The sequence below is a fragment of the Massilia horti genome (assembly GCF_004614195.1).
GTDB classification, from domain to species: domain Bacteria; phylum Pseudomonadota; class Gammaproteobacteria; order Burkholderiales; family Burkholderiaceae_D; genus Telluria; species Telluria horti.
This window is the reverse complement of sequence record NZ_SPUM01000061.1, coordinates 16,593-34,613: the sequence shown is the minus strand read 5'-3', so window position 1 is coordinate 34,613 and position 18,021 is coordinate 16,593. Positions and strand designations below refer to the sequence as shown.

The window sequence follows — 18,021 nt, the reverse complement described above, 5'->3', positions numbered from 1 at the left end:
CGAAGAAGCGCGATATAAGCACCGGCACGGACGCCCTTTGCATGTGTGTCATTCACTGACCTCCCGTGCGCTTGAGGTAATGTTGTCGCAGATAAATGTATGATAGTACCAAACGAGCTCCAGCGGCCGAAGCCAGGCTTCGAGAGCTGGTGGCTGAAGTCGGCCCCAGCGCCCAAGCAGTGCGTGCAAGGCTGAATCGACCGAATTGACGTAGAAGGCGCTGGCCTATACTCGCGCTGCCGCGGCCTGCAGGACCGCGCCAGCCCCTCAATATCTGTACGTTGCTCCACCGGCGCCCAAGCTCGGGCCCCCAACCGGCCGCAACCGCTGGGAATGATGCTGGCGCCGGCTCCTTTGGCACCGTATCGGGCGTGTCGGCTCCGGCCTGGCGTGCCGAAAACTCGAAGACAAGCGCGACGGCAGCGCGGGCGCACAGCATTGTTCGCTTATTTGCAGTCATAGCACTTGGTATGGTTGGTTATCGGAATGGATGCCTGGCATAGTATGCTCGCTTTCAACATGTCGGAAGGCGCATGAATTGCAATTTCTAGTTGCGTCCGAGGCCATGTATCACCGACTTCCTCAGTCACGCAGCCGCTGTGCCGCGAACTTGCGAAAGACGGCCATCACGGGCGCCTCGGTGCGTCCGGCCAGGGTGACATACGCAAAGCGTGCATTGGCTTCGACCCTTGGGGACACCGGCAGATCGACCAGCCTTCCGGCCTCGATGCCCTCGCGCGCCGCCGCGGCCAGGCCCAGGAACACCGCCTGCGAGCACTCGACGGCGCCGATCAGGCTGGTCACGTCCTCGCACTGCAAGGTCGTCATCTGTTCCGGATTGGCCCCTGGGCCGTACAGCTCGACCAGCAGGCGCGCGATCTCGTCGGACAAGGGCGCGGATGCAACGGGGTAGGCCAGCACGTGCGCCAGCGTCACGCTCTTCAAGCGGGCCAGCGGATGATCGGCGCGACACACGAAGCAGGTGCGCAGCTCGCCCATGGGCTCGGCCAGCAGGTCCGCGGCCGGATTGATGCTGCGCGCATCGACCACCAGCGCGTCCAGCTGGTGCGCGCGCAGTTGCATCAGCTGCAGTTCGGTCGGCCCGCGCGTGATCCTGACCTGCACTTTCGGATGCTGCTGCGCCATATGACATAGCAATGGCGTCATCAGCATGGCGGCGGCCCCGGAACCCATCCCGATGCGCATCGAGCCGCCTTCGCCCGCCTTGAACAGTTCCACGCTGCGGCGCAGCTCGTCCGCATCGCGCACCAGCCGGCCCGCGCGCGCCACCACGTCCTTCCCCAGCGGGGTCAGTTCATTGCGCTTGCCGATCCGGTCGAACAGCGGCGCGCCCAGCTCCTCTTCCAGGCCCTGGATGCTGCGGCTCAAGGCCGACTGGGTGATGAACAGGCGCTCGGCCGCCCGGCTGAAGGAACGCGTCTGCGCGACGGCCAGCAGGTGCTCCAGCTGCTTGATGTTCATTTGATGAGAAAAACGAATAGTTTTAAGGAAAATAATGCATTGGACACATCGGCGGGTCCGATCGTACCATGGCCGAGCCACCCGTAGTCCCGCTCCCCGACCCCTGGAATGACCCTGCTTCATACAATCTACCTGATTGCCATTGCCGCCGAAGCGGCATCCGGCGCCCTGATGGGCATGCGCCGGCGCATGGACTTGTTCGGGCTGTGCGTCGTCGGCACGGTGACTGCCCTTGGCGGAGGCACCATCCGTGACCTGATCCTCGGCCACTATCCGCTGGGCTGGGTGGCGCATCCCGAATACCTCGCATTCACGGTCGGCGCCGCGATCGTGGCAGCTTTGCTGGCGCGCCGGCTGGACCGGCTCAAGACCGCATTCCTGTGGATGGACGCGCTCGGGCTGGTGGCATTTACCGTCATCGGCTGCGATATCGCGGAACAAGCCGGCGCCAGCATCGTCGTCGTGATCCTGATGGGCATGACCACCGGGGTGTTCGGCGGCCTGCTGCGCGACATCCTGTGCAACCAGGTGCCGCTGGTGCTGCGGCGCGACCTGTACGCGACGGTCTCGCTCGTGACCGGCATGCTGTATGTCGGCCTGCAGCATGCCGGTGTCGGCGCGGGCCTGGCCACCGGCGTGGCCATCGGAATCGGTTTCGCATTGCGCATGCTCGCGATCCGTTTCGCGCTGGCGCTGCCGGTGCTGGAAGCAAACACCAGTTCGTTCGATGACGAGCTGGACGAGCGCCACTGAGCCATGCATCCTCGTTTGCGCAACGTCGCCAGCTCGCTGCTGGCGCACAAACTGCCTGCGTGGCGATCGCGCCTGGTCCTGTTCATCCTGTTCGCCGCCTTCGCCACGCTGGGCGCGCGCGCGGTCTGGTTGCAACTGGTCTCCGATGAGTTCCTCCAGAAGCAGGGAGCATCGCGCTATACGCGCACGCTGGAGCTGCCGGCTACGCGGGGACGCATCCTTGACCGCAACGGTCACGTGCTGGCGATGTCGCTGCCGGTCAAGGCGGTGTGGGCCATTCCCGAGGATGTGCGCAGCGCCTCTTCGCAGCAGCTGGACGAACTGGGGCGGCTGCTCGGCATGAGCCGGCCCGACCTGGAGGCGAAGCTCGCTTCGCAGCGCGGCTTCGTCTACCTGAAGCGCCAGGTGGAACAGGAAACCGTCGACAGGATCCTGGAACTGGGCATCAAGGGCATCGAGACGCGCAAGGAGTACAAACGCTACTACCCGGACGGGGACCTGGTGGCCCACATCGTGGGCTTCACCAATGTCGAGGACGTCGGCCAGGAAGGCATGGAGCTGGCCCACCAGGCCAGCCTTGCCGGGACCACAGGCAGCCGCCGGGTGATCAGGGATCGTCTCGGACGTGTCCTGGAAGACGTGGGCGCGGCGCTGCCGGCGCGCGACGGCAAGGACCTGAGGCTGTCGATCGACCGCAACATCCAGCACATCGCCCACTCGCACCTGAAGGCGGCGCTGGAAAAGCACCAGGCGAAAGCAGCCGGGATTGTCGTGCTTGACGTGCAGACCGGCGAGGTCCTGGCGCTGGCCAACCGGCCGAACTACGATCCGAACGATCGCGGCCGCCTGACCGGGGCCCAGTTGCGCAACCGGGTGCTGACCGATACTTATGAACCGGGATCGGTGATCAAGCCGTTTACCATTGCGCTGGCCCTCGAGAGCGGCCTGGTAACCCCGTCCACCCCCATCGAGACCGCGCCGGGACGTCTGGCCATCGGCCGTGCCACCATCCACGATGCCAGCGGCCATGGCCTGCTTACGGTCTCGGAAGTGCTGCAGAAATCCTCCAACGTGGGGACGGCCAAGCTGGCACTGAGGATGCAGGCGGAGCAGATGTGGACGCTGCTCACGAAAGCCGGATTCGGCCAGCCTCCGGCGCTTGGCTTCCCGGCACCGCTGCCGGCAGGCTGCGCCCCTATGGCAAGTGGAAGCCGATCGAGCAGGCCACGATCAGCTATGGCCACGGCATGTCGACCTCGCTGATGCAGATGGCGCAGTCTTACCTGATGTTCGCGCGCGATGGCGACATGATTCCGATCACGCTCGAAAAGACGGATGAAGCGCCGGCCGCGCGCGCCGTGATATCGAGCCAGACCGCAAGCGCGGTGCGCAGCATGATGGAGCTGGCCGCGGGACCGGGAGGGACCGCCCCGCGCGCGCAAATCCCGGGCTACCGTGTCGCAGGCAAGACCAGCACCGCCCACAAGCCGGTCAACGGCCGCTACACGAACAGCTACGTCGCAGGCTTCGTGGGCTTTGCGCCGGTGTCGGCGCCGCGCGTCATCGTCGCAGTCATGATCGACGAGCCGGCCTTCGGCGGACACTTCGGGGGCAGGGTGGCGGCGCCGGTATTCGCAGCGGTCACCCAGGATACGCTGCGGGCGCTGAACGTTGCGCCGGACAAACCGGTCACCGACATCATCACCGCAGTCGAGACGGCGGAAGATGAGTCGTAGGTCGTGCCGCACGCCCGAGCTAACGGAAGGCGTGGGGTGTGTGCAAAGGCGCGCGCCAGCCCCTCAATATCTGTACGTTGCTCCACCGCAGAGATAGTGCCCACTATGCAATCCCGCGTGCGCGAGGACGGGGCCAGCGTGCATGTCCTCGTAGCTCAGGAACAATGTAAGCTGGCGGCTGATGGACCAGGTGCCGTTCACACGCAGCAAGCCGCCCAGACTCTTTCCGGAGATATTTTGTGTGCCAGCATAGGCGCGCATTCCGCCGCCATATGCCGGGTCGCTCTCGACAAGCCGCCGCGCGATTCCGTACTCGACAGAGATGTTCGATTGCGCGTCTGGCGAAACGGTGATGCCGGGCGTGACCAACAAGAGATTGCTCAGGCTAAGAAACTGGCCCTCGCCAAGGTAGCTGGAGCTTCCATACAGCGGGTTAAACGCCCGTACGTTGCCGGGACCGGAGGTGCCGCCGCCCGATGCGGCATCGATGCGTGTCGTCAGGCGTGGCCTCCAGCCATCCTTGAGCAAAACGACACTCTGTATTGCGAACAGTCCCCAGGCGTCGACAGTACGCTGCAATGAGCTTCCGGTTTGGCGTGCCGCGGTCCAATCGTACCGAAACCGGCCTTGTTGACCCCACAAACGAACACCGACCGTATCACGCCGGTCTGTCCCGGTGCTCCCTCCCAGGCGGAAGTTCTGGTTTTGCGTCGCATACCAGAACGGTTCGATATAGGTGCTGGCTGCGGGCGTTGATTCCAGCGCAAAACCAGCATTCACACCTTTCAAGCGTTCTCCTGGGTTCACCTGTTCGTCGAAACGGCCGGGGCCAAGACGAGTCACACGCAAATCGAAGGCGCCGATGCGTATGCGTCCAGCATGCACAAAAAAACGCGCGCCGTTCCAGGTACGGTGCAGGTTGGCCCCGTCGCTCAGGCTGATCAGCTGCCGCGGGCCGTCGCTGAATTCTTGGCGGCCGAGCATTATGCCGAATAGTCCGCCATCAAATTTGTGACTCGCTTCGATGAATGCCTGTTGCATCGATACCGTGTTTCGAAAATTCGCGGGCATCGTACTGGCCTGGCCACGCACCTGCGCCGTGCCGAGCTCGCCGAACAAGCGAAATCCAGGCGTGACGCGAAGATCAGCTCCTAAAATGCCGCGAAAAAGGCCCTGCTCGTAATCCTTCCCGTTCTGCAGCTGTGCGCGATGGTATGAATCCAAACGCAGCCGGGCTTCGCCACTGAGCGTCAGCGCCATGGCGTCTCCAACCGGCATTGCCTTGAACTGCGGCGCCGTTCCTTTTTGGCGCGCTTCGCTCCAGTCTTCGGCCCACCGGCTCGCCATTAGCCCATTCCCAAGCTCGGGTCCCCAACCGGCTGCAACCGCTGGGAATGATGCTGGCGCCGGCTTCTTTGGCATCGTATCGGGCGTGTCGGCTCCGGCCTGGCGTGCCGAAAATTCGAGGACAAGCGCGACGGCGGCGCGGGCGCACAGCATTGTTCGCTTATTTGCATTCATAGCACTTTGCATCGTCGGTTATTGGAAGGGATGCCCGGCTGCTTCTGGCGATCGCGATTGCCACTGTTACAGTATGCTCGCATTCAACAATCGGAAGTGCATAAATTGCAATTCGCAGGCTTTTTTTCATTTCTGAAAGGCGAGCAGGGCGATTGGCTTGCCAACTTGATAGTGCTCAGTCGGAAGCTTGCTCCGTTCCACGCTACGGAGGCCGTCAGGCTGGAATACTTTTTATCAGTGTGTAAATACGAGATCGAGGCTTATGGACGACATTTTCCACTTCGATACGCTGCTTGCCGGCCCGCCTGACCAGCTGCTCAAGGCCCAGGAACAGGAGCGCCAGCGCATTGCGGCGGACCTGCACGACGCGCTCGGTCCGCTGCTGACACTGATCCGGCTCGAGCTCGGCCGCGCCTCCGAGCTGGTGCGGGAGGACGACCTGAGCGACCTGGCGGTAGTAATCGGACGCGCACACGGCCATGTCGCCCAGGCATTCGACGAGCTGCGCCGCACGGTGGTCAACCTGCGTCCCGCGATGCTCGACGACCTGGGCATCCTGCCGACCCTGGGCTGGCTGGTGCGCGAGTTTGAACGGTGCGGTAGTGGCTTGCGCATCCGCACCGACTTTGCGGTGACCGAACAGGCGGTGCCGTCGCACCTGAAGATCACGATTTTTCGCATTTGCCAGGAAGCGCTCAACAATATCGTGAGGCATGCCCAGGCAAGCCATGCGGCCCTGTCGCTGACGCTGACCGACGAGTCGTTGTGCCTGGCCATCGACGATGACGGCTGCGGCATGCCGGACAACAGCCACCGCGGGCGTGGTCCCGCTGGAGGAACGTCCAGCATCCCCCAGCGCGCCACCAGTTCCGGCGGCCGTTGCGATATCACGTCCGGTCCCGGCCTGGGGACCCGCATCCACGTGTGCTGGCCGCTCGCAGGCATCCGGCCCTAAGCAGCACTCCGGCGTCTGCAAGCTCTACAGCCGCCGGTACCCGGTTTGCGCTGCCACTACTGTCGATCCCTACCCCGCAAACGGGGGAATTCCCTCCCACGGATTTCAGGCCCTGCGCCCAGTGCGCCAGCCAAGCCCGCACGCAATACTGGAGTTGTTAGTCGGACCGGGCTGTGTCGGCTTGCTGAAAGGAGGCGAAATGGGCACGAGAGAGTGGACCGGCACCGGCTATGCCTGGCCGCGTGCGCTGGTGGTAATGCTGTTGTCGATCGCGTGCGGCACAGCGCTCGCGGCGTCCTTGGACGTGAAGGTCATGGGCATGGCGCCAGACGGCAGCGCCACCGAGATCCGCGACTACCGCTGGACCATCGAGAGGGACCTCACCAAGGCGTCGGTGCCGGGCCAGCACGCCACGCGCGACAACTACGCCTTCAGCACCCACACGAGCCACATGCCCCTGGTAGCGACCGGCAAAATGACGGCGTCCGGTCCGGTAATGGGCAACGACTGCAGCGATCCCGCTTCGCTGGCATGCCTCGATCCCGACCGCAAGTACATGCCGCTGCCCGATCTCGGCGCGCTTGACCCGGCGGGCCGCTACTACATTTCGGTGTTGCCGGGCGATGGCTACGCGATGGGCGGCGCGATGATCAAGCCGGGTGACACCTCGGTGACGGTGTACGTCAACAAGTACCCGTTACCTGCGGCCCAACTGTCCGTGTTCGTCTTTAACGACAACAGCCCGTTGAACGGCGCGCCGGACCTGCCGCAGGAACAGGGGCTGGCCGGCTTTAACATCCTGTTGACCGAAGCCGGCGGAACCTACGGCGCGTCAGGCGGGCAGGTCACGCAGGATGCCTTCGGCAATCCGCTCGGCACCACCTACAAGACCATCTGCTCCAGTGGCGAGACCCGCGTCGACCAATACTGCTATGGGGCGGACGGCAAGCCGGTGGTGGCGGTTCGCGGCACTGGCATCATCCGCTCGGGTGCCGACGGGGTCGCGGTCATACGCAACCTGTACCCGGCCAAATACACGGTGCAGGTGATTCCGCCGGCCGGCACCGACTGGAAGCAGACCTCCACCATCGAAGGCACCAAGGGCGACGATGCCTGGGTCAAGAACGGCGAGCCTACCTTCTTCCAGGAGTACGGTCCGCCCGGACACCACGTGTTCACGGGATTCACCCACGCCGGCATCCTCGCGCGTAACGGCAACACCCCGGTGCTCAATGGCGCCACCTCGATCACGGGCCGCGTGGTGAGCATCCACAATGCGCGCCCGCCCGACTACAGCTTCCACAACGGTGCGCCCATCGAAAAATGCTGGGTTGGCCTGAACGAGTCGACCGGCACGCGGCGGGCGCTGTATGCGACGGCCTGCAATCCGGACAGCACGTTCACCATCCCCAAAGTCCCGCCCGGCACCTGGGAGCTGGTGGTCTGGGACGAACCAATGGACGTGATCATTGCCAGCGCGCCCGTGACGGTGCCGGCCAATACGCCGACCGTGAACCTGGGCGACGTGCCGGTGTTCCGGTGGTTCGGCCGCTACGAGGGCAGGGTGTTCTTCGACACCAACGGCGACGGCTTCCCGGATGCGAACGAAACCGCCGGGCTGCCCAACCAGGTCATGAACATTCGCTTTCGCGACGGCAGCATCTACCAGTCGCAAATCACGAACAGCAAAGGCGAGTTCGTGTTCACTGAAGTATTCCCCTTCTTTAACTGGATGATCGCGGAAGTCGATTACGGCCGCTTCAAGGCGACCGGCGCCACCATCGTGACCGACGCGGGCGGACCAGTCGCGCCGCACAACGGCTGGACCGCGCCGTCCTGGGGTAAGCTCACGCCGCAAACGCAAACCTGCGACGCCGGCGACGTCGCCGCCAACACGGCGGGCAGCGCGAATTTGTGCACCAGCGTCGGCCAGACCAAGCCCTACCGCGTAGAGCACGGGGTGGTCCTGCTGGAAGGCATGCAGCTGTTCCTGGGCCAGACCAATCACATCGAATTCGGCAAGAAGCAGTACACCGGTGCGGAGAACGGCGGCATCGCCGGCATCGTCCAGTACGGCATCACGCGCGCCGAGGACGATCCGAAGTACGCCACGGCCGAAAACTGGGAGCCGGGGGTGCCGCGTGTCCAGGTCAACCTGTATCTCGATTGCGATGGCGACGGCAAGCCGGACAAGCCGTCGCCAGCCGGCGACGGCACGTGTGCTGCGGACGGACTGTCCTCGAACGGCTATGTGTACGACCCGCCTGACGTCGACAACTATCCGTTCTGCTGGAGCGACCCTGCCTCGTGCGGCCTGTCGGAGCCGACCCGCGGCCCGGAGGATGTCAAGCGCAGCGCCACCGGCGGCGACGCCTTCGGCTACGGCGACGTGTTCCGCTGGGGCCTTGATCCCGACACCGGCGCGCCCTACGTCGGCCTGTCCACCAGCGACGCCTGGGACGACAACGTGCCCACCGGCTGCCCGGGTGATCCCTACCTGGTGCCGTACGGTCCGCAAGCCGGCCTGCCGCTCGATTGCTATGACGGGCTGCGCAACTGGAACCAGGTGCGCCCGGCCGTGTTCGACGGCGGCTATGCGTTTGGCAGCGTGGCCGGGCAGGACAACCTGCCCAACGTGAAGTACATCGTGGAAGTGGTCGCGCCGCCGGGCTACATCCACCAGGGCAACGGCGACAAGAACGTCGTGTTCGGCGACAACCTGACGCCGACCCCGCAGGCTGAACCGTTCCCCTGCGTCGGACAGGTCTTGCCGGTGCCGCAATTCCTGACGCTGTTCCCGGAGCAGCAGATCCCCAACCCCAACTACAAGCGCCCCGGCCAGACCTGGAACAAGTGCGACATGAAGCAGGTCGACATGCAGCCCGGCCGCAATCCGGCGCCGAACTTCTTCCTGTTCACCGAAGTGCCGGTGGCCGGGCATGGCGTCGGCTTTATCCTGGATGACCTGTCCAGCGAGTTCGATGTCAACGCGCCCACCTTCGGCGAAAAGCACGCGCCGCCGCACCTGCCAGTGTCGGTGCAGGACTGGACCGGGCGCGAGATCGGCCGCGTGTATGCCGACGAGTTCGGCCTGTTCAACTACCTGGTGCCGAGCACCTTCACGATCAACCCGCCGTTTCCGTCCGGCGTCAGCCCGTCGATGCTGACCGCCTGCATGAATTCGCCGGGGCCGATTCCCGATCCGAGCGGCGCCACCAATGCCGACGGCAGCCCGAAACTGATCATGGACCCGTGGTTCGACCGGCGCTACAGCCAGTTCTGCTACACGTTCCAATATTTGCCGGGCAAGACCACTTACCTCGACACACCGGTGGTGCCGGTGGCCGCGTTCCCCGGCCCGGCGCAAAACCCGGTCGACTGCGAATTCGGCGACGGCGTGCCGATGATCTACAGCGTGACCGGCAATAACAACAGCGGCCCGTGGGTCGCTGGCTCCGGCACCGACCGCAGGCTGACCATCGTCTCTGCCGGCAGCGCGGTGGAGGTGCTCAATCCGTACTATGACCCGGCCGATCCGGGTTCGCAGCGCACCATCCGGCGCGACTTCGGCTTCGGCCCGGATGGCGTGACGGGCAACTCGGTCACCCTGGGCAACACCGTGCTGCCGGTGCTCAGTTGGTCGAACGACCTGATCACCGTGTCGGTGCCGGCCAACGCCCAGAGCGGCCAGCTGACCGTGACGCGCGCCGGCGTCGCTTCACCGGTCGGAATCACCGTGACGGTCGGCGGCACCGCGCCCAAGTATGTGCCGGCCGGCGGCAGCATCCAGGCCGTGATCGACGCCCCGAGCACCAATGATGGTGACCTCGTGATCGTGCCGCCGGGGATCTACACCGCGCCGCTCATCATGGACAAGAAGATCCGCCTGCAGGGATGGGGCGCGATGTCGACCATGCTCAACGTGGTGAAATCGGCCAGCGCCACGCTCAAGAACTGGCGCTCGCTGCTGGCGCGCAAGATTGACGCGCGTCCGGCCAGCCCGCCGGTGATCGATCCGGACACCGGGCTGAACACGATCGTCGCCGGCCCCAATCGTACTTTCGACCTGCTGCCGGGCCAGAACCTTGGCATCTCGCTGTCGAACAATGAACCGCTGCTGTTCGGCGCGGAGGAGGCGCCGGGCGTGCTGGTGGTCGGCAAGACGAGTGCGAACGGTTCGGGCAACGGCCACTTCAACGCCACCAATCCGGCCCGCATCGATGGCCTGTCGATCACCGGGTCCGATACCGGCGGTGGCATCCTGGTCAGCGGCTACGGCCGCAACGTGCAGATCTCGAACAACCGCATCTTCGGCAACGCCGGTACATACGGCGGCGGCATCCGGATCGGCCACAGCGAACTGCTGGACGCGAACAATGTCGGGTACGGCGGCTACACCGACTCGGTCGACCCGAACGCCAACATCCACCACAACTGGGTGGCGCAGAACGGCGGCACCGAATCGGGCGTCGGCGGCGGCATCAGCCTGGGCAATGGCGCGAGTAATTACCAGGTCACCCAGAACTACGTGTGCGGCAATTTCACGCTGGGCGACGGCGGCGGTATCGGGCAGCGCGGCCTGGCCGACGGCGGCGTTATCGCCGACAACGATATCCTGTTCAACCAGACCTATAACCAGTCGGCCAACCCGACCGGCGGTGGCATCTTCATCGGCGGCGCGCCCGCGCCGGATGCGACCGGCATGTCGGCCGGCAGCGGCTCGGTGACGATCACCCGCAACCTGGTGCAGGGCAACAATGCCGGCGCCGGCGTCGGCGGTGGTATCCGCCTGGCGCAGGTGAACGGGCTGGACGTCACACGCGCGCCCAACAACATCAATTCCTGGAACCGGGTCACGCTGACCAATAACATCATCGTCGACAACGTGGCGGGAGCCTCGGCCGGTGGCGTCTCGCTGGTCGATGCGCTGCGCGTCACCGCCGTCAACAATACGGTGGCCTTCAACGACACCACGGCCACATCCCAGCAAGCGTTCGCCAACCCGGGCGCCAACGCGTCGCAACCGCAACCGGCAGGGCTGGTATCGGAGGCGACCAGCCCAGCGCTGCTGGCGGCGATGAGCTCGGGATTGCGCTCCCAGCACCAGTTCTCGAATCCATCCCTGGTCAACAACATCTTCTGGCAAAACCGCGCGTTCTGCTGGGCGATCACGGGCACCGGGCCGGGCCAGTTCGGCCTGTTCGATCCGACCACGACGGGGCAGTGCAACAGCGCCTCGCCGGCCGGCACCAACCCGGTCTACGTCGACCTCGCGGTGCTCGGCACGGCGAGAGCCGGCAATTTCGCCAACGGCTATACGGGAACGGGCGTGGACAAGCTGACCCCGGACCACAGCATCCTGACCGACCTGCGCGGGCCGGGCGGATATGACAACAATCACGCCAACCTGGCGAAAGATCCGCTGCTGGTCGCGCCGTATGCGAACGGCAACCGCAAGCCGGCACCGTTCATCCCGGGCTTCTCGACCACCATCGACACGGCCGCGACCTCCGACGAAGGCGGCAACTTCATCGATGTGCGTTACGGCCCGCTGACGCCATGGAACTGCCTGAACCCGGATGGCACGGTCAAGTCTCCCCAGAGCGCCGCTAACTGCACCCTGTTCGGCGACTACCATATCCTGGCAGGGTCGCCGGCTGTGAAAGCCGGCTTGTCGCGCACTGCCCTCAACGGCGTGCCGGACGTCGACTTCGACGGCGATCGGCGAACTGCAAATGCGATCGATATCGGCGCCGACCAGCTTGCCGGAAGCGCGCCGCCGCCACCGGTCACCTTGCCGACGCTGCCGCTGCTGGACAACTTCAACCGCGCCAACGCCAATACGCTTGGCTCGTCCTGGCAGCAGCTCGTCCTCGCAGGCAGCGCGTCGCTGCGCGTGAACACCCAGCGTGCCACCGCGAACACGGCCGGCACCGCCTTCTGGAGCGGCAATTTCGGGGCATCCCAGGGAGCCGGCTTCACCGTCACCGGCACACCGCCCGACGGCACGGCGCTGCTGCTCAAGGGGAGCGGCGCCTTCGTCCTGGGCACTTATACCAGCTACATCCAGGTCCGCCTGGCTGGCGGCGCGGTGGTGGTGGAGACCACGGTGACCGGCGGACTGGCATTTTCCAACCAGCAAACCGCGGCAACCGGGGTGACGTGGGCGACCGGCGAGATATTCGCCGCGATGTGCGACGCGGCCGGTACCGTGACCGTCTGGAAGGTAGGCGCGGATGGCACCACCACCCAGCTGCTCGGGCAGGTGACGCTGCCGGCGACCGGCACCAGTGCGTTCGTCACCGGCGGCGGCAGGACCGGCATGCGCCTGGTGCCCAACGGGCCGGTCGACGACTACCGCGCAGGCAACGTGCAGTGACATCCATGAAAAGGAGGCAGATCATGTTCGCACCAATCCGCCTTGCACCCGGCGTGGCAATGCTTGCGCTGCTGTGCTGCGGCGCGGCCCGGGCCACCGTCTTCGTGCAGTGTCCGGGCGACACCAACGGCGACGCGCGCTGGACCGGCAGGGACGTCCAGCCGGCGCGCACGGCCTGCCTGCACCTGACCGCGGGCGACGGCTTCGCCACCATGGCCGACGGTCGCCAAGTGTACATCTTCGGCTTCGATGACGTCACCGGCACGCTGCCGGCCAACGTCAGCATGGGCCTGGCGCGAGCCAACCTGGTCTCGCCCACCATCGAGCTGAAGCAGGGCGACAAGTTCTACCTGACCCTCTCCAACGTGGGCATGGTGGCGCGGCCGGACCTGTTCGATACGCACAGCGTGCACTTCCACGGCTTTGCCAACCAGGCGCCGTTCTTCGATGGCGTGCCCGAAGGCTCGCCGACCGCGAACATGGGCTCGAGCATCACCTATTTCTACAACCTGACCGAGCCGGGCACCTACATGTACCACTGCCACGTCGAGGCCACCGAGCACATCGAGATGGGGATGCAGGGGCAGCTGTTCGTCAAGCCGAGCCAGGATGGCACCTCCAAGGTGTACAACGGCCGCACGTACACCAAGTTCGTGTACAACGACGGCGACGGCTCGACCGGCTACCACAAGGCGGCCGCGCTGCAGCTGACCGCCTTCGACATCGCCACCCACGAAGCCGATTTCGCGATCCAGCCGATCCCGTTCAACGAGATCCGCACCGTGTACCCGATGATCAATGGGCGCGGCTACCCGGACACGGTCAATGCGGGCGCGCTGCCCCCGACCCAGGTCGACCCGTACACCGTGAACTCCAGCTTCCAGTCGCAGAAGACCACCGCGCTGGTCACCCTCGACCGCGCGACCGAAGGGACGCGCCTGCTGCTGCGCCTGTCCAACCTTGGCGTCACCGACTTCTTCACCATGACCGCGCAAGGACTGCCGATGAAGGTGGTGGGAGCCGGCGCGCGCCAACTGCGCAGCAGTGCCGGCAAGGACCTGTACTACGACACCGCCTCGGTCACCCTGGGCGGCGGCGAATCGGTGGAGGTGATGATCGATACCTCCGGCGTTCCGGCCGGTACCTACTTCTTCCACGCGAACAACCTGAACTTCCTGAGCAATAACGAGGAAGACTACGGCGGCATGATGACCGAAATCGTCATCAAGGGAAACCCGACATGAACGCCAGATCGCACTTGATGCAGGCTGGCCTGGCAGCCTTGCTGTGCCTGTGCGCGGCGGCGGCAGGCGCCAAGGTGGATGGCATTGCCGGCAGCGGCAACGGCAGCGCCGCCTCGCCGCGCACCTTTAATCTGGTTGCGCTGGACGCCAGCATTGCGACCGGCGATGGCAACACCGTCTATGCGTGGGGCTATGCCGACGCGGCGACCGGCGTGATGCAGTACCCGGGGCCGACGCTGATCGTCAACCAGGGCGATACGGTGGTGGTCAACCTGTCCAACGGACTGCCGCCGGCGAACCTGCCGGTGTCAATCGTGTTCCCAGGGCAGCAGGGTGTGGTGGCCAGCTGCACCTCGACCGGCCCTGGCTGCAGGGACGGGCTGATGACCAAGGAAGTTGCGCGCGGCAGTAGCGTCAGCTACCGGTTCGTGGCGAGCCAGCCCGGCACCTACCACTACCACAGCGGCAGCAATCCATCGCTGCAGGTCGACATGGGCCTGGTCGGTGCGATCGTGGTGCGCCCATCCGGGTTCGACCCAAACAGCGCGACGGTACGCAAGGCCTACACCCAGCCGGGCACCGAATACGACCGCGAGTTCCTACTGCTGCTCACCGAAATGGACGCGGCCATGCACGACACGGTGTACGCCCAGGTGCAGGCAGGGCAGGCCCCTTCGGTCGACACCTCGGGCTTCTACGCCACGCTGTGGTTCATCAACGGCCGCAACGCGCCGGACACCCTGCTCGATGCCGGCGTGCCGTGGCTGCCCAACCAGCCCTACAACGCCGCGCCGGTCATGCACCCGGGCGAAAAGATCCTGGTCCGCGAGATCAACGCCGGGCGCGACCTGCACCCGTTCCACCACCACGGCGCGCACATGCTGCCGCTGGCACGCGACGGCCGCGTGCTGGAGAGCGCAGAGGGCATCGGCCCGGACCTGTCCTCGCCCGATTTCACCATCCGCACCATTCCCGGCCAGACCATGGACCTGGTGTTCGAGTGGACCGGTAAGGATCTCGGCTGGGACATCTATGGCACGTCGGACGGCCACAAGTGCGTGCCCGTCAAGGACGGCTTTTCGGCGGACCACGAATGGTGCGCTGACCACGGCAAGCCGTTCCCGGTCATCCAGCCGAACCAGCAGGACGTGACTTACGGCGAGTACTACAGCGGCTCGCCCTTCCTGGGGCAGTTCGGCGTGCTGCCGCAGGGGCATCCGGGCCTGAACGAGGACGCCGGCTACTTCCACATCTGGCACTCGCACAGCGAAAAGGAAATCACCACCAACAACGTGTTCCCGGGCGGGATGAAGACCTTCCTGATCATCCAGGCGCCGAAGGTGCCGATCAACGAATGAAGCGGGGGCTGACATGCACAAGGATCAGTTAATGCCGATGCGCTGGACACTGCTGCTGGCGGGCCTCTTGGGCGTGGGAGCGGTGCAGGCTGCCGAGTACTGGCTGCGCACCGGCACCACGACCGTGGCCGGTGTGCCGATGTGGGGCTACGCGCTGTGCGGCACTGGCAGCGCCCCGCCGGCCACCTGCGCCGGGCAGGTGACGGTGCCCGGCCCGTTGCTTGCGGTGCCCCCAGGCGAGGGACTGGTCGTGCACCTGACGAACACCTTGCCCGAGCCGACCTCGCTGGTGATCGCGGGCCAGGTCAAGCAGGAGGGCATGCAGCCGGTGTGGTTCGAGCCGAACCAGCCGGGGACAACCTACAGCGGGGCGCGGCCGGCGGGTAACACCAGCGCGCGGGTGCGCTCGTTCGACCGCGAGGCCGCCACCGGTGGCGGGAGCGCGACCTACACCTGGGCCAACCTCAAGCCCGGCACCTACCTGTACCGCAGCGGCACCCATCCGCAAGTCCAGGTGCAGATGGGGCTGTATGGCGCCGTGACCAAGGACGCCGGGCCGGGCAGGGTCGCCTACACGCAGGGCACCGCGAGCGTGACCTACGTGAACCAGATGCTGATGCTGTTCAGCGAGATCGATCCCGCGCTGCATGCGGCGGTCGCGAACGGCACCTATGGCGGCAGCGGGCCGACCAGCACCCTGGCCTACCACCCGCGCTTCTTCCTCATCAACGGCAAGACGTTCCCCGATGCCGGCCTCGATCCGCTGGTGCCGCCAACCCTGCCGCCCGGGCAGCAAACGGTACCCGCCGGGCAGGACCTGCTGCTGCGCCTGGTGAACGCGGGACTCATGACGCACGTGCCGACCATCGCCGGCCAGTACTGGCGCGTGGTCGCGGAGGATGGCAACCCTGTGCCTGTCCTGGCATATCCACGCCAGCAGTACAGCGCCTTCCTCGCGCCGGGCAAGACCCTCGACGTGCTGCTCAAGCCCGACAATCCCAACAGCAGCAGCGTGCGCTACCCGATTTTCGACAGCCGCTATTACGACACCAATGACGGCCAGCCGGGCGGCGGCATGTTCGCGCGAATCGAGGTCGGTCCGGCCGTGGCGGCGCCGCCGGTGTTCGATTCGGTGCCGGTGACCACAGGGCGGGTCGGCACCGCGTGGCAGTACCAGGCGCATGCCACCGCAAGTGGCGGGCATCCGGTGCAGTATGCGTTCGTCACGCCGCCCGCAACGCCTGCGGGAATGACCATCAATGGCACCACCGGGCTGGCCACGTGGCCGGCTGCGAACGTGGCGGCTGGCAGTTATCCGATCACCGTGCGCGCCACCGATACCGTGGCGTCCCTGTCGACCGACCAGGCGTTCACGCTGACGGTCGCTTCCAACACCCAGCCCGTGGCGCGGGACGACAGCTATACGGCGGTCGCGCACGCCGCCACATTCGGCAACCAGGCCCTTGCCGGGCCTGGCGTCCTCGCCAACGATACGGATGCCGACGGCGATGTGCTGACCGCAGCCAAGCTGACCGAGTGCATACTTAACAGCGCCAACAACTGCGCTGGCAATTCCAACCGGATCACGCTGGCCGCGAATGGCAGCCTGACGCTTGCCTCGTCGACTGCCACCAGCAACCTGCGGATGACCTACCAGGTAAGCGACGGCACCCAGTTCAGCGCGCCCGCCAACGTCACAATCACCATGGTCGACAACCGGGCGCCGACCGCCAACGCCGACAGCTTTACGGTCCCGCGCTGCACCTTCCGCCAAGGGAACAGCAGCAACTGCCGTACCGGAACCGGCTTCTACCAGCCGCCAACGCTCGACCTGGCCAGCAATGACAGCGATCCGGACGCGGACACCCTCGACCGTGCCAACCAGCTGCCGCTGGCGGTGGCACGGGTTCGCACGGCAGCAACCGGCACCGGCGCGGGCAGCGTGACCAGCACGCAGACGTCCAGCGGGGGGACGGTCACCGTCTCCGGCGGGTCGGTTACCTATACCCCGCTGTACAACTTCACCGGCACCGATACCTTCAGTTACCGCGTGAAGGACAAGCTCGGCAAAGAATCCGGTTCCATCAGCAGCAACACCGACAACCTCGGCGCCGGCTGGGCCGTGGTCACGCTGAGAGTGCAATAGAGAGGAGGCTGCCATGCGGATCGGTGTTATGGCTGCGGCGGTGCTGGTTGTGCTTGCCGGCTGCGCAGGGCAGCGGTCGGCGCCGGGCGGCGAGGTGGCGCTGCCGGAGCAAGGCATCGTGGTGCGCGCGCTGCGGTTGTCCGCCCACGGCTACATCCTCGACCTGCGCTACCGGGTGACGGATGCGGAAAAGGCTGCCCGGCTGCTTGATGCGCATAACAAGGTCGAGCTGCTGGACCTTACGCACGGGGCGAAGCTTGGCGTGGCCGAATCGCCCGTCATTGGCGCCATGCGCCAGACAGCGCGTAATCGCACGGTGTACACCGACCGCGACTACTTCGTGCTGTTCGCAAACCCCGGCCGCGCGGTGCGTGCCGGCGACAGTGTCCGGCTCGCGGTGAACGGCCTGGCGGTCGCGCCGCTGACAGTGAACTGAGGGGAGCGGAA

General features: G+C 65.7%; 9 protein-coding genes and 1 pseudogene. 8 read left to right on the top strand and 2 right to left on the bottom strand.

The genetic code is table 11. The features are described from left to right. Nucleotides 1-582: 582 nt before the first annotated feature. Entirely contained in the window at nt 583-1,482 is a 900-nt protein-coding gene (locus E4O92_RS10155; RefSeq protein ID WP_135189653.1) for a LysR family transcriptional regulator, read from the bottom strand. 108 nt (nt 1,483-1,590) lie between these two features. Here E4O92_RS10155 and E4O92_RS10150 point away from each other — a divergent pair, with 108 nt between their 5' ends. Both E4O92_RS10150 and E4O92_RS10145 read left to right on the top strand, forming a co-directional pair. Next, entirely contained in the window at nt 1,591-2,235 is a 645-nt protein-coding gene (locus E4O92_RS10150) for a trimeric intracellular cation channel family protein (protein WP_135189652.1), read from the top strand. A gap of 3 nt (nt 2,236-2,238) precedes the next feature. After that, nucleotides 2,239-3,971, top strand: a pseudogene (locus tag E4O92_RS10145) (peptidoglycan D,D-transpeptidase FtsI family protein). Between the two features lie 63 nt (nt 3,972-4,034). Here E4O92_RS10145 and E4O92_RS10140 read toward each other — a convergent pair. Then, nucleotides 4,035-5,492 (bottom strand): alginate export family protein, encoded by a 1,458-nt coding sequence (locus tag E4O92_RS10140; protein ID WP_167759753.1) that lies wholly within the window; start codon nt 5,490-5,492, stop codon nt 4,035-4,037. Between the two features lie 262 nt (nt 5,493-5,754). Between E4O92_RS10140 and E4O92_RS10135 the strand changes: the two genes are divergently transcribed. The 6 genes from E4O92_RS10135 (at nt 5,755) to E4O92_RS10110 (ending at nt 18,010) form a co-directional block, all read left to right on the top strand. Then, nucleotides 5,755-6,447, top strand: coding sequence for a sensor histidine kinase (locus tag E4O92_RS10135; RefSeq protein ID WP_135189650.1), 693 nt, complete (start codon nt 5,755-5,757; stop codon nt 6,445-6,447). A 199-nt stretch (nt 6,448-6,646) separates the two neighbouring features. Next, nucleotides 6,647-12,826: a right-handed parallel beta-helix repeat-containing protein gene (locus tag E4O92_RS10130; RefSeq protein ID WP_135189649.1), complete on the top strand. Its 6,180-nt coding sequence runs from the start codon at nt 6,647-6,649 to the stop codon at nt 12,824-12,826. Between the two features lie 23 nt (nt 12,827-12,849). Continuing rightward, on the top strand, nt 12,850-14,070 hold the full coding sequence (locus E4O92_RS10125; protein WP_167759752.1) for a multicopper oxidase domain-containing protein: 1,221 nt from the start codon (nt 12,850-12,852) through the stop codon (nt 14,068-14,070). After that, nucleotides 14,067-15,428 carry a multicopper oxidase domain-containing protein gene (locus E4O92_RS10120; RefSeq protein ID WP_135189647.1) on the top strand — a complete coding sequence of 454 codons (1,362 nt, stop codon included), beginning with the start codon at nt 14,067-14,069 and terminating at the stop codon, nt 15,426-15,428. The genes E4O92_RS10125 and E4O92_RS10120 overlap by 4 nt, the downstream gene beginning before the upstream one ends. Nucleotides 15,429-15,459: 31 nt before the next feature. Further along, nucleotides 15,460-17,574 carry a cadherin-like domain-containing protein gene (locus E4O92_RS10115; RefSeq protein ID WP_167759751.1) on the top strand — a complete coding sequence of 705 codons (2,115 nt, stop codon included), beginning with the start codon at nt 15,460-15,462 and terminating at the stop codon, nt 17,572-17,574. 13 nt (nt 17,575-17,587) lie between these two features. Further along, on the top strand, nt 17,588-18,010 hold the full coding sequence (locus E4O92_RS10110; protein ID WP_135189645.1) for a hypothetical protein: 423 nt from the start codon (nt 17,588-17,590) through the stop codon (nt 18,008-18,010). Nucleotides 18,011-18,021: the final 11 nt, after the last annotated feature.

Excerpts from the sequence above, each read along its gene's own strand:
- E4O92_RS10140 (WP_167759753.1), bottom strand. The coding sequence starts at position 5,492 with ATGAATGCAAATAAGCGAACAATGCTGTGCGCCCGCGCCGCCGTCGCG.
- E4O92_RS10135 (WP_135189650.1), top strand. The coding sequence starts at position 5,755 with ATGGACGACATTTTCCACTTCGATACGCTGCTTGCCGGCCCGCCTGAC.
- E4O92_RS10125 (WP_167759752.1), top strand. The coding sequence starts at position 12,850 with ATGTTCGCACCAATCCGCCTTGCACCCGGCGTGGCAATGCTTGCGCTG.
- E4O92_RS10130 (WP_135189649.1), top strand. The coding sequence starts at position 6,647 with ATGGGCACGAGAGAGTGGACCGGCACCGGCTATGCCTGGCCGCGTGCG.
- E4O92_RS10150 (WP_135189652.1), top strand. The coding sequence starts at position 1,591 with ATGACCCTGCTTCATACAATCTACCTGATTGCCATTGCCGCCGAAGCG.
- E4O92_RS10120 (WP_135189647.1), top strand. The coding sequence starts at position 14,067 with ATGAACGCCAGATCGCACTTGATGCAGGCTGGCCTGGCAGCCTTGCTG.
- E4O92_RS10155 (WP_135189653.1), bottom strand. The coding sequence starts at position 1,482 with ATGAACATCAAGCAGCTGGAGCACCTGCTGGCCGTCGCGCAGACGCGT.
- E4O92_RS10115 (WP_167759751.1), top strand. The coding sequence starts at position 15,460 with ATGCCGATGCGCTGGACACTGCTGCTGGCGGGCCTCTTGGGCGTGGGA.
- E4O92_RS10110 (WP_135189645.1), top strand. The coding sequence starts at position 17,588 with ATGCGGATCGGTGTTATGGCTGCGGCGGTGCTGGTTGTGCTTGCCGGC.